The sequence below is a fragment of the Chryseobacterium sp. G0162 genome (assembly GCF_003815715.1).
Taxonomy (GTDB): Bacteria; Bacteroidota; Bacteroidia; order Flavobacteriales; family Weeksellaceae; genus Chryseobacterium.
Genome location: NZ_CP033922.1, coordinates 3,995,725 through 4,016,002 on the forward strand (window position 1 = coordinate 3,995,725; position 20,278 = coordinate 4,016,002).

Below are 20,278 nucleotides of genomic sequence, written 5' to 3' on the forward strand. Positions count from 1 at the left end.
AACTAAAACATCTATTATCTCCCCTCTAATTTTAATGTAACAAAATAAAAAAATGAAAATAACTAAAATAGCAGCCGCTTTTCTTGTCATGGTATTCAGTGGAAAAATGATGGCACAGGAAGCAGAAAAGCAGTTGTCAATTAAGGATGCAGATGACAAATTTCCTATTGCAGATGCATTGGTAAAATATGATCACGGAAACAGCCATACCCATACAGGAACAGACGGTACTTTTACGGTTCCTGTCAAATCACTTCCTGATACTTTAATCATCAGCCGTCAGGGATATGATGAGGTAAAATGGGTGGTTGCCAATGATGATGATAAAAACAAAGTTATCTTTTTACAGCATAAACCATTTCAGATCTCTGAAGTTGCTATTAATCATAGTTCTTTTTTATCTGCAATTACGAAGGTCGATTTGAATAAATTTCCTGTTAATTCAGCACAGGATTTATTAAGAAAAGTACCAGGATTGTTTATTGCACAACATGCTGGAGGAGGAAAGGCTGAGCAGCTTTTTTTAAGAGGATTTGATGCCGATCATGGAACCGATGTAAGCGTGAATGTAGACGGAATGCCTGTGAATATTGTCTCTCATGCTCATGGACAAGGATATTCCGACCTACACTTTGTAATTCCTGAAACGGTAAATAATATTGATTTTGGAAAAGGAGCTTATTATATGGACCGGGGAGATTTCAATACGGCTGGGTATGTAGATTTTCAAACGTATAATGGCTTAAAAAATAGTATGATTAAGCTTGAAGGTGGTTCATTCAATTCAAAAAGAGTTTTGGGTATGTTCAATATTCTGCATGATGATCTGGGAAGAAAGAATGCTTATATCGCAGCAGAATATAATTATACAGACGGACCTTTCGATGTAAAACAAAATTTCAACAGGGTTAATATTTTCGGGAAGTATAACCAATGGCTTACCGATAACGATTACTTCAATATTCAGTTTTCAACATTCAATTCCTCATGGAATGCTTCCGGGCAGATTCCGGAACGTGCAGTGGATGAAGGGATCATTGGAAGATGGGGAAGTATTGATCCTACTGAAGGCGGGAAAACTTCCAGAACAAACCTTCAGATGAACTTTAAACATATCATTTCTCCGTCTGAACAGATTGATGCTATGGCTTTTTATTCAAAATATAATTTCAATCTGTATTCCGATTTTACATTTTTCTTAAAAGATAAAGATCACGGAGATGAAATCCAGCAGACTGACGGAAGAAACATCTATGGAGCAGAAGTAAAATATACTAAAAGCTTTTCTCTTGCTAATAGTTCATTAAACTGGACTTCAGGAATTGGCTTAAGAAATGATGATATCAATACCTTACAGCTCAATCACGTTTATCACAGAGATATGCTGCTTGACAGACTTTCTGATGTAAACGGAACAGAAACGAATCTTCATGCCTATTCAGGGTTGGTTTGGAAAACAGGAAAATGGACGATTAATCCGGCGGTAAGGGTAGATCATTTTATCTTCAATATGCATAATCTGCTGGATCTTGAACAACTGCCTTCAGGACAGTCAAAAGAAGCAACCAGAGTAAGTCCTAAGCTTAACTTTTCGTATGCCCAGAATGATAACGTCATGTGGTTCCTGAAGACTGGGATGGGATTCCATTCTAATGATATGAGAGTGGTAGTAACCAATAAAAATGAGAACACTCTTCCTTATTCTATTGGAGCTGATTTCGGAGTAAGATTACACCCGTTCAAATCATTGATTATTACTCCTGCCGTGTGGTATATGGATCTGCAGCAGGAATTTGTATATGTTGGAGATGATGCCGTAGTAGAGCCATCCGGAAAGTCGAGACGTTTCGGAGCTGATCTGGGAATCCGTTTTCAGCCGTTGGAAAACTTTTATCTGAATGCAGACATCAATTATTCTCATGCAAGGTTTATTGAAGAAGAAAAAGGACAGGATTATATTCCATTGGCACCCGTAGTGACCAGTACAGGATCTGTAAACTGGGATTTCCTGAATGGATTTTCTTTAGGTCTTCAATACCGTTATCTTGGAGAAAGACCGGCAGTAGAAGACAATAGCATTAAAACAAAAGCTTATTTCGTTAATGATCTGATGCTGTCTTACAACCGTCAGAAGTGGGGAGCAAACATTCAGGTTAACAACCTGTTTAATGTAAAATGGAATGAAGCCCAGTTTGCTACAGAAACCCAATTGAAAGGTGAGGCTGAACCTATCACAGACCTTACCTATACACCGGGAAGTCCGTTTGGGGTTAGAGTGGGGGTGTATTACAAGTTCTAGAGTGGGAGCGTTTGAGAGTGAGGATTGATTGTCTTAAAGCTGAGAGATTTTTGCGATAGAACCAATGATTTTCAAATGAACTCATTCTCAAATTTTCAACCCCTTTTAGTGCTGCTTTATAAATTTTGTTTAACTTTAATTTATCATAATATCGGATATGGAAGTATTATCCAATTTTCAGTATAAAAAACTTTTTCTGCCTAATATCACGGAGAAAATACTAGCTAATAATGCAGATATACAGCTTTACCGGATAGAAAATTATCTTAAAGGAATTTTGATGCCGGTGATCCCATACCGCACTACATTTAACTTTATTATTTTCGTGACCAACGGACATATCAAGCAATATCTTGAAAATAAAGAATATCATGCTGAAAAAGGCGGCGTAATCTTTATTAAGCAAGGAACGATTACTGCTACGGTAGAACTTTCCGATGATATTGAAGGATTCTTTCTTGCCTACGAAAATAATATCCTCTCTGAGCAGGAATTACCCAAACATAAGAGCAGTATTTTCTTTATGACCCCTTTCCTGAATCTGGATAGTCTGACCTACGGAACGATTACACAACTTCTTCCTATCATGGAACAAGAGTTATGGCTGAATAATCTGAACATTAATGATGTTGTAGTCACGATGCTTCATCTTATTCTGATCAAAATGCTGAGCACAGATTCAGATACGCATCATAAATCTGCTACACGTCCGATGGAGCTGTCTCTTCAGTTTCGGGATCTTTTATTCAAATATCATGTGGGAGAAAAGCGCGTGGCCTTCTATGCATACAAATTATCCGTAACAGAAAGTTACCTGAATAAATGTGTGAAAAGCGTGACCCAAAAATCGCCTAAACAGTGGATCAACGAGATTGATATCAATTACAGTAAGGCACTCCTGCATTCCAGTAAAGACATTGCGGAAATTGCCTACGAACTGAATTTTCATACAGCTTCCCACTTTACCCAGCTTTTCAAAAAAATTGCAGGAATTACACCGAAGGAATACAGAACTCAGTTTTTGAGCAATAGAGTTTCAGGATAGGATGGATGCTGGGTACTGGAATATAGGAGTTCTTGTAGCCTGAAGAATCGACTGTTGGTTCTTTAACAGGTTTATTTTTAAAATAACATAAGTATTACAGTTTTGTAAACTACATCAATTATTTAGTTATTATGCCCTGCCCTTCTGACGAAGGAAGAATCTCATCCACATTTTTAAACTCTTCCTTTGTCAGGATGCTAATAAAAAACTCAAATAATTTAATTAAAATGCCGTTTAGAACAACATCGTCTGATAGTACTTCCAGCCTCAAGCTTCCCTCTCCCAGCCAAACCCTTTACAGTTTTTCATTCTCCAACATCTTAATCACCAGCTTCTCTTCCTTCGTCAGATCGGCTTTTCCGTCATTTTCTTCAATAACTTCCAGTTCGTCAAGATATTTTTTGATCGTATTGTTTTCGTAAAGATTGATTACTAGAGGATGAACATAATATTTTCTGCAGACGGTATTGGTATTTCCGAGATGCTCAGCAACAATATCCAGGGCTTCCTTTACATTTTTTTTATACTGAGTATCATTTTCAGCATATCCGATTTCTTTGAAAGCAATCAAAGCATTCACCGTTCCGGACCATGTTCTGAAATCCTTGGCTGTAAAATCATCGCCGCTTATTTCCTTAATATATTCATTCACCATTCCGGAATCAATAGAATGCCTGTTTCCTTCATCATCCAGATACTGAAAAAGCTCCCTGCCGGGAATATCCTTGCATTTTTGCACAAGTTTTGCCAATTTTTTACTTCTGAGATCAACATTGTGCATAATGCCTTTCTTCCCTTTGAATGAAAAAGTTATTTTTTGTCCTTTGATTTCAACATGCTTACCCTTCAAAGTGGTGAGTCCAAACGACCCATACAACTTTTCATAAATAGTATTGCCGATTCGGATATTCGTTTTCTGCATAAGACTGACAATCAGGGCAAGTATTTTTCGTTTTTCAAAATTTCTTAACGCCAGATCCTGCTCAATATGAAGTCTGATGCCCGGTAATGCATACCCGAACTGAAGCATTCTGTAAAATTTTGTATGATTTCTTAAAGCACTCCATAAAGGATGATACCGGTACTGTTTTCTTTTTTTAACATCAAAGCCTGTTGCCTGAAGATGGCCATTTTCCAAAGCACAAATCCATACATTCTCCCATGCCGGAGGGATAACAAGTTTATTGATTCTTGTTATTTCTTCCCCATCACGGATTTTTTCTCCATCCTTATAATAAGAGTACTTCTTTCCTGTTTTTTTACGACTGATTCCGTCAGTTTCTGCATCGGTGGTATAAATGAGATGTACCGCCTTTGCAGAAGCTTCCGGATCCTTCATGATTTTAACAATCTTTGATGGCTTAAGGTGAGAAATGATCTCTAAATCTGTATTCTTCTCCATAGAAAATGGTTAAGAGTTTTTACCCTTTGAAAAAATCAGTAAAAGAATCACTACTATTATACAGACTAAGAAAATTCCCCACCACATTCCGGCCTTAAAAATTGTTCCTACTGCTTCACAACTTGTTAGTGTTAACAAACTTAATATCGTAATACTGTAAAAGCTCCACTTTTTCATAAGTAATATTTTTGGTGTTTATTAAATTCTGAGTCTATCCGCTTTCCAGTTTTTGATCGATCTTTTGATCTCATCTCCGGAAATATTTTCATGCAGAGCTCTATACAAAAGCTCTTTAAATTCATCATCATACGTAAATCTCAGGGCTGCAATCTGGTCAAATTTTAATTTTTCAACTGTTTCATCAGACCTTTTACTAAAAATCTCAAAATATCGCTGTCTAAATTCAAGAATCACCATACGGTTCTGAAGTCCTAAGGCATAATGCTGTCTGGTCATAAAAGCCAGATAAAAAAGCAGAAAAATGACAATTGAAAATAAGATCCAGACCAGTTTATTACTGGGATCGTCCCAGATTTTATAGATTCCTAAGATCTCCAGGATAATTAATAAAGGGAGATAAATAAAATGATGAGGTGGATAAAATTTTCTGTGGTTATTGTAGTTTTGCTGTTTCATAGGATGTAATGCAGCAATAACCTTTCCAAAACATTATTATTTTAATAAAAAATCACATTTTATGGTATGGATTTTATTTTTTAAAGAAATATATGTATTGAGCCTAACCTTATTATCTATAGATTTTTGTGGTTAAAAATAGAACCATTGTATTTGAAGTACATCGTTGCATAGGTTACAATGGAGGAGAAAAAGGATGTAAAGTTTTTGTACATAAGGTTTAACTACAGATTACACAGATGTTTTTGCTTACCTTATGACATTGATAATTGTATAACTACTAATGCGCAAATAAAGGTCATTTATGGATCTGTGGCTATTAAAAAATAGGTTCTTCGTATTCCCAATCAACATTCATGGAAAAATAACAGTTTATTAAGGAAAATAGGCTATTGATTTGATCCTTCGACTTTAAATTTTTCGTAACTTTCGGTGTTTAAAAATGAAAAGAATGACTTCAAAGGAAAAAGTTGCTGCGCTTCGCGAAGAAATGCAGAAAAATAATGTTGATGCATTTATAGTATATTCTGCAGATCCGCACATGAGTGAGTACCTTCCTGAAGAATGGCAGGAAAGAGCTTGGCTGTCAGGATTCTTAGGTTCTGCCGGTTTTGTGGTTGTGACTAAGGACAAAGCAGGGCTTTGGACAGACGGAAGATACTTTACACAAGCTGCTATTGAACTGGACGGTTCAGGAATCGAACTTTTCAAAGACGGAATAGAAGGAACTCCTAATTATATAGATTGGATTATTTCTGAAATTCCAGCAGGAGGTAAAGTGGCTGTCAATGCTTTAGCTGCTTCCAATGCCAACTGGGAACTACTTTCTCAAAAATTTAATTCAAAAAATATTACCCTCGCCGATATTCCTCTTTTAAAGGAGGTTTGGAAAGAAAGAGGAACTCCATCTGCTAACCCAATCTTCGTACATCCTGTAGAAAGAGCTGGGAAATCTGTAACAGATAAATTGTCTGCCATCCGTCAGAAAATGGAAGAACAGGAAGCAACCGTTCATATTATTTCAAGTCTTGATGATGTGGCATGGACATCCAACCTGAGAGGAAGTGATGTGCAGAGCAATCCTGTATTTTTAGGATATATTGTTATCACGAAAAATGATGCAGTGCTATTTACTGGTTTGGAAAAACTTGAAGTAGAAGCCAGAAAACAAATGGATGATTCTTTCGTAAAAATGATGCCTTACGAAGAGTTTTACAACTATCTGAAAGCATTCAAAAATGAAAAAGTACTGGTTTCTCCAAACAGCAACCAGCAGATTTTTGAAACATTAAAGACAGACAATCAATTTATCAAAGCTCCGGTACCAGGAAACCTGATGAAAGCTCAGAAAAACGAAACTGAGTTGGAAGGTTTCAGAAAAGTAATGGTAAGAGACGGAGTAGCAATGGTAAAATTCCTTTATTGGTTAACTCACAATGCAGGAAAAGAAGAGATGAACGAATATTCTATCGGTGAAAAACTGAGAGGATTCCGTGCAGCTGGTGAAAACTTTGTGGGAGAAAGCTTCGGTTCTATTGTTGGATACAAAGATAATGGAGCGATCATGCACTATTCTGCTAAGAAAGAAGGAAGTAAAGAAGTCACCAATGAAGATACAATCCTTGTAGATTCAGGAGGTCAGTATCTTGAAGGAACTACAGATATTACCAGAACTTTTGCGTTAGGAACACCTTCCGAAGAGTTCAAAAGAAATTCTACATTGGTTTTACAGGGCCTGATCCGTTTATCTATGGTGAAATTCCCTAAAGGAACAAAAGGAGTACATCTTGACGCCATTGCAAGACTTCCGTTATGGATGGAAGGTAAAGACTTTAACCACGGAACAGGGCATGGGGTAGGAAGCTTTATGAACGTTCACGAAGGGCCACAAAACATCAGAAAAGATTTAAACCCTCAGGATCTTCTTCCGGGAATGGTTTGTTCCAACGAACCTGGATATTATCTTGAAGGACACTACGGAATCCGTCATGAGAATCTTATTGCAGTGAAAGAAGCAGAGAAAACAATTCACGGAACATTTTATGAATTTGAAACATTAACGTTCTGCCCGTTCTTTAAAGATACAGTGGTAAAAGAAATTCTTTCAGAAAGTGAAATTGCATGGCTGAATGCTTATCATAAAACATGTGAAGAAAAGCTTGCTCCTCATTTGGAGGGAGAAGTGAAAGAATGGTTCTTACAGCTGGTAAGCCCGTTGTAAGAAAATAAAGTCAATGTTGAAAAAAAGAGAGCACCTCAAACATTGAACTTTCAACCTTAAAAATATTAAACAAAATAATTGTTAGATCCGTAAAAGTCCTGTGAGTTTTCTTGCAGGGCTTTTTTGTTTATACAACCGTATTTTTACGGATAAAATTGTAGGGATTCTCCTGATGATGGGAATTACCACTCTATTTATCTTTGTAACAACAAAACATCATTCATATCTTCATATAATAACTTAGTTATTCAAAACGGTAGATCATCCCATCCTGGGATGATTTTTTTCTTGAGTATGGAATAGAGAACTGGAAGATGAAAGTTATGAAGATTAAAAGAAGAGATATTCTTTTTTCTTTTCAATTCATTTATACTGGTTAAGAGTAATTACATCATTAGCAGTAACTCCCAGCCTCCATCTTCCAGCTATTTACCTTTAACTTCCTTCCTCCAAGCTTAGTTTTCTAATAAGTTTTATTTATTTTCGCGGTATCAAGAAAAACCCAATCAATGGTACATGATTTTTTTAGAAGTTTTGAACTGTTTTCAGAAAAAGAAATTGAAGCATTTTTAAAGCTTTTTGAAATCAGGAAAGTCAGCAAGAACGAGTATTTTATTCAGGAAGGTGAGAAGTGCAGAGAAGTGGCATTTATACAATCAGGGATTTTCCGTTCCTTCTATCTTTCTGATGACGGAAAAGATATGACCTATTGTTTCAGGTTTCCCAATACGATGATGGCTGCTTATTCATCATTTATTTCCGGAAGTTTAAGCAAAGAAAGTATGCAGGCGATTACAGATGCAGAACTGCTTATCCTGAAGAAAGAAAAAATGGATGCTCTTATCCAGGACAATCTCAACTGGACCAAATTTTTAAAGATGATTGCTGAACAGGAGTATCTCGAGCTGGAAAATAGGTTTTTTCAGCTTCAGAGAGACAGTGCCAGTCAACGGTATGCAGCCCTTCTTAAAAATTATCCTGATTATGTTCAGAAAATTCCGTTACAGTACCTTTCTTCCTACCTTGGAATTACACAGCGGCATTTAAGCCGTATCAGAAAGGAGATTTCTTTTTAGACATTTGTCCTGTTTATTGACTTGCCAGCTCTATAATTTTGTCAAAAAAAATAAATGGAGCACAATATTCTGATTATCGGAGGAAATGGATTGGTAGGCAAAACGATTGCCCGTATTTTACAAAAGAGAAACCCTCATTTCAATATTTTTATTGGAGGACGTAAAGGCGGAAGTACAGATAAACATCTTACAATTGATGTTACTGATCCTGGTTCTTTTCAGGTTATCACTGATAAAAAAATAAAACTTATCATTCTTTCCGTGAATGATAGATCAGATAACGTTTTGAAATATGCTATAACAAACCATATTGATTATCTGGATATCACAAAACCTACTCCAGCATTGGTAAGAGCTTATGATATTGCCGGAAAATCAGATATCAACAGTCGGATTGTTTTCAGTTCCGGATGGATGGGGGGAATTGTACCCGGGCTAGCGGGCGTCCTTTCAAAAGAGACAAATGATATTAAGGGAGTAAAACTCTTTGTATATTATTCTGTCAAGGATCTGGCAGGGGAAAGCTCGGCCCATTTTATGGCAGAAAATGTGGCAGTTCCTTTTCATGATTATAAAAATGATCAACCTAATTCTATCAGACATTTTTTAGATACCGAAACTTTTGATTTTTCTTTCGGAATCGGAAAAAGAAATGCGTATAATTTTGATGTTCCCGATCTGTATATCCTGAATAGGATTGAAAGAATTCCCAATGTAAGTGTAAAAATGACCTATAATTCTAAGTTTATTACCTGGTTATTGGGGGGCTTTCAATACCTAAGAATCTTTAATATCTTGTCTTTAAAAGAAAGAAAAATGATTTTTGGATCAAGCGGAAATGGAGACCAGGCTGTATTTGAAGTTGTTGTAGAAAGTAAAAACGGGCAAAAAAAGTTAAGCCTGCAAAGTACAAAGGGACAGGCAGAGTTAACAGCATTATCTGCGGTTTTACATACCGAGGAATTACTGAGAAACCCTCATGAAAATAATGTGTATTTCAGTCACCAACTGCATGAGCCTTTATCATTACTGGCTCAGCTTAATGCATATGAAACCATTAATACCCGTATAATACCATGAAAAAAATAACCATTATTAACGGGCATCCCAATAAAGAGTCTTTCAATTTTGGTGTTGCAGAGGCCTATAAAAACGGAGCGATAGAAGCAGGAGCAGAAATCAGAGAAATTATCATCGCAAATCTTAATTTTAATCCAAATCTACAGTTTGGCTATCAAAAGAGGATAGAGCTGGAGCCGGACTTGCTGAAAGCCTGGGAGAGTATTCAATGGGCTGACCATCTGATTTGGATACATCCTATCTGGTGGGGAGGGCTACCAGCAGTTATGAAAGGTTTTATAGATCGACTTTTCCTACCTGGATTGGCTTATAAATACAGGGAAAATTCTTTATGGTGGGATAAGCTTTTAACAGGGAAAACTGCCCATATTATTACAACAATTGACCAACCGGGTTGGTATTACCGTTTGATGTATGGAAGACCAAGTGTGAATCAACTTAAAAAGTCAACGCTGGAATTCTGCGGAATAAAACCGGTTAAAGTAACCTATCTGGGCATTATCAGGACTTCTAATGAAGGGCAGCGGAAAACATGGCTGAAGAGCGTAAAATCATTGGGCCAGAAAATGAAATAGAATCGAATAAAAATGGAAGCTGGAAATTCGTATAAATACTGTATAATTTCCAGTTTCCTTTCTTTTACAATCCTTTTTTTCCTTCAATCCAATACGCTTGTGATCTGATACATCTTGGAGAAACTCCTTTGGCTTTAAGAAATTTTTTAATCAATGACATACGCTCACCATTTCCTGTAAGATAAAAAATAGCATCATCATTATAGATTGTTTCCCTTTCTTCTATCAGAAAATCGTTTAAGGCTTCTATGAGTCTCATGGTATTGTTTTTAGGATTGTGGTATCCGTATAAATTAAGGTTTTCAAGCATAGAAGCTTCTTCCAGTTCATGGAGACAAATGAATTGACAACCATTTTCTTCAACAGCCTCTTTGATGGAAAGAGAACTTCCCAATGAAGTTTCATCTCCAATAGAAAAATGAATTTTGGCATTAGGTTCAAAGAAGCGCTTTCCTCTAGGCATTAATATTTTTAAAGAATCTCCAATGATAAGACTGTTTATAAAATGACTTCCTGCAGCAGTCGGATCATGCATGTGGAAGATGACATCAAAAGTTCCTGAATCTTTGTTAAAATTGAAAGGTGAATAATTGCGGTAATCCCTTTCATTGATTCTGATTCCTATGGCATAAGCCGGTTCAAATTCTACGTCTTGTAAATCTGCAGAAAAACGGATGTGACGAAGGTTCTGGGCCACCGGTTCTATGGAAATAACAGTACATTCTTTAAACTTTGAGGACAATACATTTTCTACAGTATCATTGATCCATTTTGGCAAGCTGGGCATAATATTTTTTATTGCAAAGGAAGCATCAAAAAGAAAATCATCCGATAGCTGTTTCAGGGGAATAGTTGGACTATTCGTGGTTGATGCTGAGAAAGAAAAGAAGTAGAGAAAATAGAATTGGAAGATTTTGGGGTGCAATGAAGAAAACGAAGTTTAGTTATCTATTGGCATTCCTGAACTCTGAAGGAGATTGATCTTCCAATTTTGAAAACAAACGGCTAAAATAGGTATGGTCGTTGTATCCCAATTCGTAAGCAATTTCCTTTACGGTAAGGTGGGTAAACGCAAGTAGACGCTTGGCTTCAATTATAATTTCCTGATGGATCCAATGCTGAGCGGGTTTACCCGTCACTTCACGGATTGCTTCTGTGAGATATCCCCTGGAGATATTTAATTTTTCTGCATATTCAGATGGACTTTTCATGGATTTGTAGCTTTGTCGAACCATGATTTTAAACTCCCGTGTCAATTGTAAAGAACGATTTTCATTACCAATCTGAGAAGAGTTTTCTTTTGAGTAAATTAAGGCGAATATCCCTATAAAAGAATGCAATAAGGATTGAATGACCAAAGAACCTTCTTTGGAGGCCTGCATCTCATCCTTATAAAAAGTATGAAGTATAGCAGCAGTACTACTAAGCTTTTCTACCCATATTTTGTCCACTGTCAGAGGTTGTATTTCTTCCAGAGACTCCTCAAAAACGGAGCGTACGGTATCCGGAACCAAATCAGACTTTATCGCTACAAACCAACCGTTTACTTTGTCCATTAAAAGACCTTGATGCACCTGCCCAGGTAACACGCAGAAAATAGTAGCATTTTTAGCTTCAATGATATTGAAATCAACCATCATCTTTACATGCCCACTCTCCATGAAAGTAAAAATGTAATGGCTGTCGCGATGTATTCCTTTATCTATAAGAATATCCTCTGCATGATAGGTATTCCGGTCCATCCTTTTTATATGGAAACGGTGCTTGGAAATATCACTTAAATCGTAAGTTGGAATGGAATGCTTCATCTTTTAAGGGTTTCACAAAGCTACGAAATACCAGGTGATTTGATCTTGTTTTATAAAAAACAAAAGAATATTAACTTTCATTCAATTATATAGTATTTTACACTCAAATGTGATTTAAAATAGATATCAGTGCATTTTTTTTGTAAATTTCAACTCATAAAATAATTATCATTCAAAAATATTTATTATCATGACCACGGAAAACATCTTTGAAGCCTTGAGAACCTGGAAAAACCTAGTCGATTCTTATACAATCGACAATGATGCGAATGGAGCCGAAATTTTGAATTATTTAAATCAAGGGACTCATTTCAGCGTTTCGGGAAAAGAAATTGAACAATGGAGAATGAATCTTGAAAAGGAAGATCTGAAAAGAATTCATGCTTACATGGGTATACATGAAAAGCAACTGAAGTTTTTTCTGATTGATTCTAAAAGTGATAAAGACGCCGATTTTAGTACCATTATCATGAAAGATTTTTTACGTGATTTTACAGAAGCGAAGATTGAAAGCAGCACTGATATGGTGGTGAATCCTCTCCCTCCGATTACTGCTGAGTCTGCCATTAACCGTAACTTCAGATGGAATATGTTCGGTACAGCCTGGCTGCAGTCTCAGAAAGAGGAAGATTTTTTCCAGTTGGTCTCAATTCCTTTTTCAGATTATGAAAGAATGGGGATTGAAGGGGCGCAAACCTGTACCAGCTTTTTTGGGCTTACTGAAGATATGGAAAAGAAAGATTCGGATTTTCCTTACCATATAGAAATTATTACCGTAAAGAGCCTTGCGATTAGTCATATGAGTGAAACAGCGGAAAATTATTCTACTCCAAGACCTCCGTTCAGCGTTGATACTCTCAATGATTATCAACTTTTGAAGCAAATCAATAGTGTTCTCGTATAACAGCCTGTCCTTGTATCTTCAAATTATTATTAATCTGGTCCTGCTGGTAGGATTGACCATGTTGATAAAAGAATGGGTAAAAACAAAACTTCCTGTGATGATACTTCTTTCAGGAGAGCTGATTCTGGAACTGACGGACTTGATTGACCGGATGATGAAGTTCAATACCCTCAACACTTATAATTATGCATTGAGCCAGTTTTTTGGTTTGATGATTCTTACAGTGATCTATAACAATTATTACATTCAGCTTTCCCGTGAAGTAAGATGGATTATCTATGGGTATGCTGGATTGGTTTTGATGGGGAATCTACTGTATGTACAAAATGATATACGGGTTACTTTTTATTCCAATATTATAACCAGTATTATTATTTGCAGCTATGCAGCCTGCTATTTTATGAAGATCATCAGAGAAGGACGGGTAGAAAAGAACATGTTCATTGTTAATGTCATTGTTTTTTTATTTTTTTCTGTCGAATGCCTCATATCCACTGCGTTTAATTTTTTAATCAGCAACCATCTGAACTGGGTAGCGCCCATTTGGCTTTTTAGAGGCGTTTTATTATTGTCTTTTTATATTGCTTTTATTAATCTGGGATGTGGCGTTGGGAGAATCAGGATCAGATAGTTATATGGATATGGATCGGTATTGGACTGTTTTTTTTAACAACGTTATTAATTACGCTATTGGTTATTAACTATTTAAAAAGCATAAAAAGAAATAAGAAGAAAGTTTCTCAGCTGGTCCGTAATACCCAAAAAGAATACTTGGAGAATATGCTGCTTCTACAGGAACAGGATCGGGAACGTCTGGCGGAAGAACTTCATGATAATATTATTTCTCAGCTGAACCTTATTCGCTTGAATCTTAATGAAAAAAAGCCGGAAGAACTCAGCCGGGATTTAAAAAGGTCCATGCAGCTGATTCGTGAACTGTCACATAATCTTACGCCTCCGGATCTTAATGAGATTGATCTGGCAAATTTGCTTGAAGATTACCTTGAACAGATTAATAAAAATATAGAAGTAATTTTTCATGCTATTACGATAGGGATACCTATAAGTAACCTGGTAAAATTAAACCTTTTCCGAATTGTTCAGGAGCTTGTTACTAATATTCTGAAACACGCTGAAGCAACCAGGATCGAGGTTTCATTGAGAATCTCTCTGAATTATCTGATGCTTACCATTGAAGACAATGGGAGAGGTTTCATCATAGGAAATCAATCCGGAGGTATTGGCCTGAGGAATATTAAGTCGCGGGCACAAAAAATTAAAATCAATTATAAACTTAAAACACAGCCTGAAAAAGGAACAAAATTTATAGCCTGTATGGCCATCCAATAAAATAAACATGGAACACTCAAAAATTAAAATTGGCATTGTAGATGATGACCTGCTGTTTGTACAGCTTTTAAAAAATTATATTGAAACTAATGGGGATTATCAAGTTATCCTTACATCAACCGGTGGAAATCAGTATCTCACTGAGGAGGAGGCTGTCCCGGATATCTTGATTCTGGATTTAAAGATGGCCAACGGGGATGGGCTTGAAGTGATGGCCGCCTTGTCAAAAAAAGAGATTGAAACCAGGATTATAGTGCTTTCCAGCTTCTACAGACGTTCTTTTATGGGACAGATGCTTAAAATGGGAGCTCATGCTTTTTTATCCAAAGAAATTGAACTGGAGGAACTGTTAGTGGTTATCAACACTGTTTACAATACCGGACATTATTTCTCCAACGAACAGATTGATGTCATGCGGAATCAGTTTTCCAATAAACTTCCGGAGTTTCATGCTTTTTCGAAAAATGAACTAACCGATAGGGAAATTGATGTTTTACGATTGGTTTGCCAGCAGCTAAGCACTAAGGAAATTGCAGATTCCCTTTTTATTTCCCCAAAAACGGTCGAAACCCATAAGACCAATCTCATGATTAAAACAGGAGTGAAAAATATGGCCGGATTGGTAATATATGCCATACAGAATAACATCATTGATGCCAATGAAATCGTATTGTTTGATAAATAACCATAAAGAATCAGGGAGCACATTAATGCACTCCCTGATCACAAGAAATCTAAAAAACACACTATAATTAAGGATTTAATACTTTAGCAATAGAGACTGCGTCGGCTAAAGTATCCAGGCTGTAGATCTGAATTACCCCTTGTGTAGTGGCTGCCTGACCTAAAATATTCTGCTGGTTTTGTGCATTCACCGCATTTTCAAACATAATTCCAGTAGAATGTGCTGCGGATTGATACACATTACTGAGTGCCATTGCAGGAGATTCTGCGACTACTTTTACGTTAGACTGCGTTACTGCGTCTGTGATTTGCTCGTTTACTGTTGTTCCGGTTTTTTCGTTAGCCATAATAATGATTGTTTATTTGGGGTTAAAAACAACCGGATTTTCCGGTTGTTTGGATAATGAAATTTTGCTTTTAACAAAAATGAATTACGGATTAAGGATCTTAGCCATTGAAACCGCATCAGCGATAGTGTCCAGACTGTAGATCTGAGAAATTCCCTGGGTGGTAGCTGCCTGGGTAACTATGTTTTGTTGGTTCTGAGAATTCACTGCATTTTCAAACATAATTCCTGTAGAGTGTGCAGCAGATTGATACACGTTACTTAATGCCATTGCAGGTGATTCTGCGACTACTTTTACGTTAGATTGCGTTACTGCGTCTGTGATTTGTTCGTTTACTGTTGTTCCAGCTTTTTCGTTTGCCATGATGATTATTGTTTATTGGGGTTTAAAAACAGCCGGCTTTTCCGGCTGTTCGGATAAATGATATTTGCTGATTGCAAAAAATGGATTACGGATTAAGGACTCTAGCGATAGAAACCGCATCTGCAATGGTATCCAGACTATAGATCTGAGAAATTCCTTGGGTAGTTGCAGCTTGCGTTAAAATATTTTGTTGGTTTTGTGAATTGACTGCATTTTCAAACATGATTCCTGTAGAGTGTGCAGCAGATTGATACACATTACTTAATGCCATTGCAGGTGATTCTGCGACTACTTTTACGTTGGATTGCGTTACTGCGTCTGTGATTTGTTCGTTTACTGTTGTTCCAGCTTTTTCGTTTGCCATGATAATTATTGTTTATTGGGGTTTAAAAACAACCGGCTTTTCCGGTTGTTCGGATAAATGATATTTGCTGATTGCAAAAAATGGATTACGGATTAAGGACTTTAGCGATAGAAACCGCATCTGCAATGGTATCCAGACTGTAGATCTGAGAAATTCCTTGGGTAGTTGCAGCTTGCGTTAAAATATTTTGTTGGTTTTGTGAATTCACCGCATTTTCAAACATGATTCCTGTAGAATGCGCTGCAGATTGATACACGTTACTTAAAGCTACAGCAGGAGATTCTGCGACTACTTTTACGTTAGATTGTGTTACTGCATCTGTGATTTGTTCGTTTACTGTTGTTCCAGCTTTTTCGTTTGCCATAATGATTATTGTTTATTTGAGTTTAAAAAACAACCGGCTTTTCCGGTGGTTAGAATGATATTCTGCTTTTTGCAAAAATGAATTACGGGTTGAGGATTTTAGCAATAGAAATCGCATCAGCGATGGTGTCTTTGCTGTAAATTTGAGTGACCCCCTGCGTTGTTGCTGCCTGGGTTAAGATATTATGCTGATTTTGAGCATTAATTGCATTTTCAAACATAATTCCTGTAGAATGGGCAGCTGTTTGATACACGTTACTTAAAGCGATTGCAGGAGATTCTGCGACTACTTTTACATTGGATTGCGTTACTGCGTCTGTGATTTGTCCGTTTACTGACATAATGATTATTGTTTATGGGTTAGAGACAACCGGATTTTCCGGCTGAGAGAATAAATTTTTGATCTAAAAACATTAAGGTCTTAGAATCTTAGCAATAGAAACCGCATCTGCTACCGTATCCAGGCTATAGATCTGCAGAATTCCCTGAGTGGTTGCTGCCTGACCTAAGATATTTTGTTGGTTCTGATTTGTCACCGCATTTTCAAACATAATACCTGTTGAATGTGCGGCAGATTGATATACATTGCTTAAAGCCATTGCAGGAGATTCTCCCACTACTTTTACGTTGGACTGCGTTACTGCGTCTGTGATTTGTTCATTGACTGTTGCCATAGTTGTGATTGTTTTTTTTGAGATTTGATCTCGGTTAATAATTATTAAGGTTTTCTATTATATTTTTAAACCCACAACAGATCCTGCAGATGAAATAGATTTCAAAGGCATTGATATAGACTGTTAATTGATGATTAGATCTGAAGGGTGATTCTCATTACAATGGTTGAAACCATTACCTGTAAAATCTGTGGGGTTTAAAGCATATTTTTTTAAGCTCAACATGCAAAGAGTCATGTTGAAAAAAGGATGCGGCTGCCATTTTTAATATCTGTCTTAAAAATGAATTCCTGTGATACATTTGCTGGCAATGTTAGTTTCCTTTGGGCTGGAAAATGGATTCTGAATGATTGCTTTTGAGATTGACAGCATCTGAAGACGGTGCAAAAATTGACGTTGACCTGATTGTATATATGGATAGCACCGGATCTTATGATTACAGGAAAATAAACCGCATCCGTAGTATTAAAAAATTGGGATTACAATTTTCCTTTTTTTAAAATTTCCAATTCTCTGTATTTCAGTTTTCCGGAACTCATTTTTTTCATTCCCATGACATAATTGGTCATTCCCATCATAGAGTCCCTTTGCTGGTTCAATACAGAATTGATCTGCATTAATCCTGTAGAATGGGCACTTACCTGTGCAGAAATAGCCTGAGGTACAGCGGTGGACATTCCTGTGATTATTGTATTGATTTCGTTCATAATTACTATTGATGTTTGAAGATTTATGGACGGATATTACCAAACCTTGCATTCAGTTTATTCATCCTGTCCACGATTTTTATCTCTTTCTGTCTTAATTTTGCTGTTGAGGCTTCCTGAAGCTTTTTCAATTGTTCTTCATAATTCATGGAAGGTACTTCAGTAGGAGTTGTTGCTACCGGAGCAGGAGCCGCTTCCTGCTGTTTAACAGCTTCTTCGAGCTTTCCAAGCAAAGGGGCCAGTGATTTCATGGTCTCTTTGATCGCTTTTTCTTTAATATAATTAACGATTTCGTCTTCATGCCTCAAAACAAAAGGCATAATCTCTTCCTGAACCATCTCAGGTTCAGTTACTGCTGCGGGCCGTTGAGGCACAGGAGTCTTTTTGGGAACTTTTCTATTCATAAGAGTGTCTTTTATGATTGAAAGAGAATTACAGTAAATAATTAATGAATGCTGCCGCCGCTCTCCAATCCCGATTGAGATCCTGAATAACAGTATATCCAACTGCTTCCAGTGCAATACACGCCGAAATAGCATTAGCTGAAAGCATTTCTTTTAACTGATTTTGAGGAAGCGTTAGAATATAATCACTCTGAAAGTAAGAATTTTTAGGATGGTTCTCAGTCGCTTCGTTCGCTATAATACTTAGAATTTGCTGAAAATAGTGGGCAATCAGCCTCGAAACCTGAAATTCCAGTTCCCTTTTCAATTCTACAGTTTGCTCGGGAGTAATTAAATCTGAAACCGCTGATACATCCACATCATGTACAGAATATAAGGCTTCTCCTGTATCAGAGGGAGTAATCGTAATATCCGTTTTGAGGATCCATTTTGCTTTTTCAAGATTGATGGTAAGTAATTTTGAATCAGATTCCGGAGCTGCAATATCACTGAGCGCAGTAAGAGGGAGGATTCTTACATTACAGTAAAAAGATTTGGGATCATCCAGTTTTATCATGACAACAGCTATCCCTGTAGATTTTTCTTTGGGCTCTACTACAAAACATTGATAGTTAGTATACTTCCTGAGGCTTTTACAATTCACCAATCTTACCGTGGGCTGAATGTTGATGTCTGATGTCTGGAGATTGAATACAAAACGATCTGCATTATTTTCAGTTCTTTTGTGATCTGTACTTTTTGTATCCAGATAAGAATTATCATGAGCCCTGGTCAGATAAAGACGTTCATTTAAATCACTTAAACTGGCTAGATTTAAAATTTTAGCAGGTTTGGTTACTGAGGAATAATTCATGTCTTATTATTTTTGAATTTGTTAATGAGTTGGGTTATTATTGTTTTTTTGTCTGTTTGTTCTTCAGGTTCTCCCGAAGTAATTACTGGTTTTACGAGTGGCTGTGTCAGTTTTACTGACTTCAATACTAATTTTCCCTCATGTGCAGCCGTGATAAAGTTTTTTTTCATATTTTCTTTTTCTGATGAGGTTTTTTCCTGAACCGAATGAGTTATTCGTTTTTTTTTTCGCTCTCCTCAGTCCTGTTAGGAACTTCTGTAAAAGAAGTAGGAGTGGAAGGGGCTTCGTTGGAAACAGGAAGGGTGTTGACATTATAAATAGTATTGGAAACTTTAGCTTTTACTTCCGCATAATCACTTACCATTTTAAATAAGTCTTTCATCATTTCATTTCCTTTTCCCGCATCCTGGCCCTGCAACTGTTCTGTTGGGTGGGTTGATGCCTCTTTACTCCCCGGTGCCGGCCCGAAAGTGGTTCCATAGGTGAGTAAATTATTGGCAAGTCTGCTTAATGCGATAAGACCTACCTGCTCAAATCCTTTTAAAAAAGACTGTAAATCCTGAACCATCATTCCTGTAGACTGTTCAATCATTACTTTGGTAACTCCGGTCATCGGGGAAGCTTTAGGAGGTGCAAGTACCTCACTGTTCACAAATACTACAGCTTTCTCTGCCGGAGTAATGGCTTCCACTGCCTGAGATTGTGTTTTTTCACTGTTAAGTTCATTCATGATGGAAAGGTTTTAGATTATCCTTTTAAGATTTTAATGGCATCAGCAACAATTGCAGGGTTGAGCTGATTCAAGTTCTGCTGATTGGTTACCGAATTCTGAATGGAAATTCCACTGGCATGGGTAGCCATCTGGTAAAGCATACTCATGGCCTGTGCGGGAGACTCACCCAGCACGGTAACATTCGTCTGCGTTACGGCGTCTGTAGTCTGATTGTTTACGGTGTCTGCCATATTTTGGGTTTAAATGGTTATTATTATTTTAACTTTCACGATCTTTTTTCAAAGATTATTCTTTCAATCCAACCATTCTTTTTTCGGCTGAGTATTCAGAATGAGATTGTTGACCTCTTTTGTCTGATACAAATTTCATTAATAAAAATAAATCTTCATT

Annotated in this window: 26 protein-coding genes; 10 read left to right on the plus strand and 16 right to left on the minus strand. The window is 36.8% G+C overall.

What is annotated here, in order from left to right:
* Positions 1 to 52: 52 nt before the first annotated feature.
* Positions 53 to 2,299, plus strand: a complete 2,247-nt coding sequence (locus EG344_RS18045) for a TonB-dependent receptor (protein WP_123910759.1) — start codon at positions 53 to 55, stop codon at positions 2,297 to 2,299.
* Between the two features lie 157 nt (positions 2,300 to 2,456).
* Positions 2,457 to 3,344 (plus strand): helix-turn-helix domain-containing protein, encoded by an 888-nt coding sequence (locus EG344_RS18050; protein ID WP_123910760.1) that lies wholly within the window; start codon positions 2,457 to 2,459, stop codon positions 3,342 to 3,344.
* Between the two features lie 295 nt (positions 3,345 to 3,639).
* Here EG344_RS18050 and EG344_RS18055 read toward each other — a convergent pair whose 3' ends face one another.
* The 3 genes from EG344_RS18055 to EG344_RS18065 are packed head-to-tail and all read right to left on the minus strand — an operon-like array spanning position 3,640 to position 5,382.
* Positions 3,640 to 4,746, minus strand: a complete 1,107-nt coding sequence (locus EG344_RS18055) for a DNA topoisomerase IB (RefSeq protein WP_123910761.1) — start codon at positions 4,744 to 4,746, stop codon at positions 3,640 to 3,642.
* Between the two features lie 9 nt (positions 4,747 to 4,755).
* Positions 4,756 to 4,923 (minus strand): phosphatidate cytidylyltransferase, encoded by a 168-nt coding sequence (locus EG344_RS18060; RefSeq protein WP_123910762.1) that lies wholly within the window; start codon positions 4,921 to 4,923, stop codon positions 4,756 to 4,758.
* Between the two features lie 21 nt (positions 4,924 to 4,944).
* The gene (locus EG344_RS18065) at positions 4,945 to 5,382 is read right to left on the minus strand and encodes a DUF6526 family protein (protein ID WP_123910763.1); all 438 of its coding nucleotides are present in this window, start codon (positions 5,380 to 5,382) and stop codon (positions 4,945 to 4,947) included.
* Positions 5,383 to 5,833: 451 nt separating this feature from the next.
* Between EG344_RS18065 and EG344_RS18070 the strand changes: the two genes are divergently transcribed.
* The 4 genes from EG344_RS18070 to EG344_RS18085 all read left to right on the plus strand — a co-directional run bounded on the left by EG344_RS18070 (position 5,834) and on the right by EG344_RS18085 (position 10,334).
* Positions 5,834 to 7,603: an aminopeptidase P family protein gene (locus EG344_RS18070; protein WP_123910764.1), complete on the plus strand. Its 1,770-nt coding sequence runs from the start codon at positions 5,834 to 5,836 to the stop codon at positions 7,601 to 7,603.
* Positions 7,604 to 8,112: 509 nt separating this feature from the next.
* Positions 8,113 to 8,679, plus strand: a complete 567-nt coding sequence (locus tag EG344_RS18075; protein ID WP_123910765.1) for a Crp/Fnr family transcriptional regulator — start codon at positions 8,113 to 8,115, stop codon at positions 8,677 to 8,679.
* Between the two features lie 54 nt (positions 8,680 to 8,733).
* Positions 8,734 to 9,759 (plus strand): saccharopine dehydrogenase, encoded by a 1,026-nt coding sequence (locus EG344_RS18080; RefSeq protein ID WP_123910766.1) that lies wholly within the window; start codon positions 8,734 to 8,736, stop codon positions 9,757 to 9,759.
* Positions 9,756 to 10,334, plus strand: coding sequence for an NAD(P)H-dependent oxidoreductase (locus EG344_RS18085; RefSeq protein ID WP_123910767.1), 579 nt, complete (start codon positions 9,756 to 9,758; stop codon positions 10,332 to 10,334). The genes EG344_RS18080 and EG344_RS18085 overlap by 4 nt, the downstream gene beginning before the upstream one ends.
* A 64-nt stretch (positions 10,335 to 10,398) precedes the next feature.
* Here EG344_RS18085 and EG344_RS18090 read toward each other — a convergent pair whose 3' ends face one another.
* Positions 10,399 to 11,121 carry an FAD-binding oxidoreductase gene (locus EG344_RS18090; RefSeq protein ID WP_123910768.1) on the minus strand — a complete coding sequence of 241 codons (723 nt, stop codon included), beginning with the start codon at positions 11,119 to 11,121 and terminating at the stop codon, positions 10,399 to 10,401.
* 157 nt (positions 11,122 to 11,278) lie between these two features.
* Entirely contained in the window at positions 11,279 to 12,142 is an 864-nt protein-coding gene (locus EG344_RS18095) for a helix-turn-helix domain-containing protein (RefSeq protein ID WP_123910769.1), read from the minus strand.
* A gap of 190 nt (positions 12,143 to 12,332) precedes the next feature.
* On the opposite strand from EG344_RS18095, the gene EG344_RS18100 reads away from it, so the two are divergent.
* From EG344_RS18100 to EG344_RS18115, 4 genes are read left to right on the plus strand one after another with little or no spacing between them, the layout of a single operon-like run.
* Positions 12,333 to 13,046, plus strand: coding sequence for a hypothetical protein (locus EG344_RS18100; RefSeq protein WP_123910770.1), 714 nt, complete (start codon positions 12,333 to 12,335; stop codon positions 13,044 to 13,046).
* A 10-nt stretch (positions 13,047 to 13,056) separates the two neighbouring features.
* The gene (locus EG344_RS18105; RefSeq protein WP_123910771.1) at positions 13,057 to 13,677 is read left to right on the plus strand and encodes a hypothetical protein; all 621 of its coding nucleotides are present in this window, start codon (positions 13,057 to 13,059) and stop codon (positions 13,675 to 13,677) included.
* The gene (locus EG344_RS18110; protein WP_123910772.1) at positions 13,647 to 14,396 is read left to right on the plus strand and encodes a sensor histidine kinase; all 750 of its coding nucleotides are present in this window, start codon (positions 13,647 to 13,649) and stop codon (positions 14,394 to 14,396) included. Before EG344_RS18105 ends, EG344_RS18110 begins: the two co-directional genes overlap by 31 nt.
* A 7-nt stretch (positions 14,397 to 14,403) precedes the next feature.
* The gene (locus EG344_RS18115) at positions 14,404 to 15,081 is read left to right on the plus strand and encodes a response regulator (RefSeq protein ID WP_123910773.1); all 678 of its coding nucleotides are present in this window, start codon (positions 14,404 to 14,406) and stop codon (positions 15,079 to 15,081) included.
* Positions 15,082 to 15,148: 67 nt separating this feature from the next.
* Here the strand turns inward: EG344_RS18115 and EG344_RS18120 are convergent, their stop codons facing one another.
* From EG344_RS18120 to EG344_RS18170, 11 genes are all read right to left on the minus strand, one after another.
* Positions 15,149 to 15,427 (minus strand): RebB family R body protein, encoded by a 279-nt coding sequence (locus tag EG344_RS18120; protein WP_123910774.1) that lies wholly within the window; start codon positions 15,425 to 15,427, stop codon positions 15,149 to 15,151.
* An 84-nt stretch (positions 15,428 to 15,511) separates the two neighbouring features.
* The gene (locus EG344_RS18125) at positions 15,512 to 15,790 is read right to left on the minus strand and encodes a RebB family R body protein (protein ID WP_123910775.1); all 279 of its coding nucleotides are present in this window, start codon (positions 15,788 to 15,790) and stop codon (positions 15,512 to 15,514) included.
* Positions 15,791 to 15,875: 85 nt separating this feature from the next.
* Positions 15,876 to 16,154 (minus strand): RebB family R body protein, encoded by a 279-nt coding sequence (locus EG344_RS18130; RefSeq protein ID WP_123856959.1) that lies wholly within the window; start codon positions 16,152 to 16,154, stop codon positions 15,876 to 15,878.
* A gap of 85 nt (positions 16,155 to 16,239) precedes the next feature.
* Positions 16,240 to 16,518, minus strand: a complete 279-nt coding sequence (locus tag EG344_RS18135) for a RebB family R body protein (RefSeq protein WP_123910776.1) — start codon at positions 16,516 to 16,518, stop codon at positions 16,240 to 16,242.
* Between the two features lie 82 nt (positions 16,519 to 16,600).
* The gene (locus tag EG344_RS18140) at positions 16,601 to 16,858 is read right to left on the minus strand and encodes a RebB family R body protein (protein WP_164464463.1); all 258 of its coding nucleotides are present in this window, start codon (positions 16,856 to 16,858) and stop codon (positions 16,601 to 16,603) included.
* A 72-nt stretch (positions 16,859 to 16,930) separates the two neighbouring features.
* On the minus strand, positions 16,931 to 17,191 hold the full coding sequence (locus EG344_RS18145; protein WP_123910778.1) for a RebB family R body protein: 261 nt from the start codon (positions 17,189 to 17,191) through the stop codon (positions 16,931 to 16,933).
* Between the two features lie 479 nt (positions 17,192 to 17,670).
* Complete coding sequence (locus EG344_RS18150; protein ID WP_123910779.1) at positions 17,671 to 17,898, minus strand: RebB family R body protein; 228 nt, start codon at positions 17,896 to 17,898, stop codon at positions 17,671 to 17,673.
* A gap of 23 nt (positions 17,899 to 17,921) precedes the next feature.
* Positions 17,922 to 18,302 (minus strand): hypothetical protein, encoded by a 381-nt coding sequence (locus EG344_RS18155; RefSeq protein WP_123910780.1) that lies wholly within the window; start codon positions 18,300 to 18,302, stop codon positions 17,922 to 17,924.
* A 28-nt stretch (positions 18,303 to 18,330) separates the two neighbouring features.
* Positions 18,331 to 19,155, minus strand: a complete 825-nt coding sequence (locus EG344_RS18160) for a hypothetical protein (RefSeq protein ID WP_123910781.1) — start codon at positions 19,153 to 19,155, stop codon at positions 18,331 to 18,333.
* Between the two features lie 211 nt (positions 19,156 to 19,366).
* On the minus strand, positions 19,367 to 19,885 hold the full coding sequence (locus EG344_RS18165; protein WP_123910782.1) for a hypothetical protein: 519 nt from the start codon (positions 19,883 to 19,885) through the stop codon (positions 19,367 to 19,369).
* Between the two features lie 17 nt (positions 19,886 to 19,902).
* Entirely contained in the window at positions 19,903 to 20,118 is a 216-nt protein-coding gene (locus EG344_RS18170) for a RebB family R body protein (protein WP_047400697.1), read from the minus strand.
* Positions 20,119 to 20,278 lie beyond the last annotated feature (160 nt).

What these genes read in the sequence shown, in the direction of transcription:
- EG344_RS18095 (WP_123910769.1), bottom strand. Translation starts at nt 12,142, where the DNA reads ATGAAGCATTCCATTCCAACTTACGATTTAAGTGATATTTCCAAGCAC.
- EG344_RS18080 (WP_123910766.1), top strand. Translation starts at nt 8,734, where the DNA reads ATGGAGCACAATATTCTGATTATCGGAGGAAATGGATTGGTAGGCAAA.
- EG344_RS18100 (WP_123910770.1), top strand. Translation starts at nt 12,333, where the DNA reads ATGACCACGGAAAACATCTTTGAAGCCTTGAGAACCTGGAAAAACCTA.
- EG344_RS18120 (WP_123910774.1), bottom strand. Translation starts at nt 15,427, where the DNA reads ATGGCTAACGAAAAAACCGGAACAACAGTAAACGAGCAAATCACAGAC.
- EG344_RS18165 (WP_123910782.1), bottom strand. Translation starts at nt 19,885, where the DNA reads ATGAATGAACTTAACAGTGAAAAAACACAATCTCAGGCAGTGGAAGCC.
- EG344_RS18055 (WP_123910761.1), bottom strand. Translation starts at nt 4,746, where the DNA reads ATGGAGAAGAATACAGATTTAGAGATCATTTCTCACCTTAAGCCATCA.
- EG344_RS18085 (WP_123910767.1), top strand. Translation starts at nt 9,756, where the DNA reads ATGAAAAAAATAACCATTATTAACGGGCATCCCAATAAAGAGTCTTTC.
- EG344_RS18065 (WP_123910763.1), bottom strand. Translation starts at nt 5,382, where the DNA reads ATGAAACAGCAAAACTACAATAACCACAGAAAATTTTATCCACCTCAT.
- EG344_RS18050 (WP_123910760.1), top strand. Translation starts at nt 2,457, where the DNA reads ATGGAAGTATTATCCAATTTTCAGTATAAAAAACTTTTTCTGCCTAAT.
- EG344_RS18110 (WP_123910772.1), top strand. Translation starts at nt 13,647, where the DNA reads ATGTGGCGTTGGGAGAATCAGGATCAGATAGTTATATGGATATGGATC.
- EG344_RS18070 (WP_123910764.1), top strand. Translation starts at nt 5,834, where the DNA reads ATGACTTCAAAGGAAAAAGTTGCTGCGCTTCGCGAAGAAATGCAGAAA.
- EG344_RS18145 (WP_123910778.1), bottom strand. Translation starts at nt 17,191, where the DNA reads ATGGCAACAGTCAATGAACAAATCACAGACGCAGTAACGCAGTCCAAC.
- EG344_RS18090 (WP_123910768.1), bottom strand. Translation starts at nt 11,121, where the DNA reads ATGCCCAGCTTGCCAAAATGGATCAATGATACTGTAGAAAATGTATTG.
- EG344_RS18150 (WP_123910779.1), bottom strand. Translation starts at nt 17,898, where the DNA reads ATGAACGAAATCAATACAATAATCACAGGAATGTCCACCGCTGTACCT.
- EG344_RS18170 (WP_047400697.1), bottom strand. Translation starts at nt 20,118, where the DNA reads ATGGCAGACACCGTAAACAATCAGACTACAGACGCCGTAACGCAGACG.
- EG344_RS18160 (WP_123910781.1), bottom strand. Translation starts at nt 19,155, where the DNA reads ATGAATTATTCCTCAGTAACCAAACCTGCTAAAATTTTAAATCTAGCC.
- EG344_RS18155 (WP_123910780.1), bottom strand. Translation starts at nt 18,302, where the DNA reads ATGAATAGAAAAGTTCCCAAAAAGACTCCTGTGCCTCAACGGCCCGCA.
- EG344_RS18060 (WP_123910762.1), bottom strand. Translation starts at nt 4,923, where the DNA reads ATGAAAAAGTGGAGCTTTTACAGTATTACGATATTAAGTTTGTTAACA.
- EG344_RS18135 (WP_123910776.1), bottom strand. Translation starts at nt 16,518, where the DNA reads ATGGCAAACGAAAAAGCTGGAACAACAGTAAACGAACAAATCACAGAT.
- EG344_RS18125 (WP_123910775.1), bottom strand. Translation starts at nt 15,790, where the DNA reads ATGGCAAACGAAAAAGCTGGAACAACAGTAAACGAACAAATCACAGAC.
- EG344_RS18140 (WP_164464463.1), bottom strand. Translation starts at nt 16,858, where the DNA reads ATGTCAGTAAACGGACAAATCACAGACGCAGTAACGCAATCCAATGTA.
- EG344_RS18045 (WP_123910759.1), top strand. Translation starts at nt 53, where the DNA reads ATGAAAATAACTAAAATAGCAGCCGCTTTTCTTGTCATGGTATTCAGT.
- EG344_RS18075 (WP_123910765.1), top strand. Translation starts at nt 8,113, where the DNA reads ATGGTACATGATTTTTTTAGAAGTTTTGAACTGTTTTCAGAAAAAGAA.
- EG344_RS18115 (WP_123910773.1), top strand. Translation starts at nt 14,404, where the DNA reads ATGGAACACTCAAAAATTAAAATTGGCATTGTAGATGATGACCTGCTG.
- EG344_RS18130 (WP_123856959.1), bottom strand. Translation starts at nt 16,154, where the DNA reads ATGGCAAACGAAAAAGCTGGAACAACAGTAAACGAACAAATCACAGAC.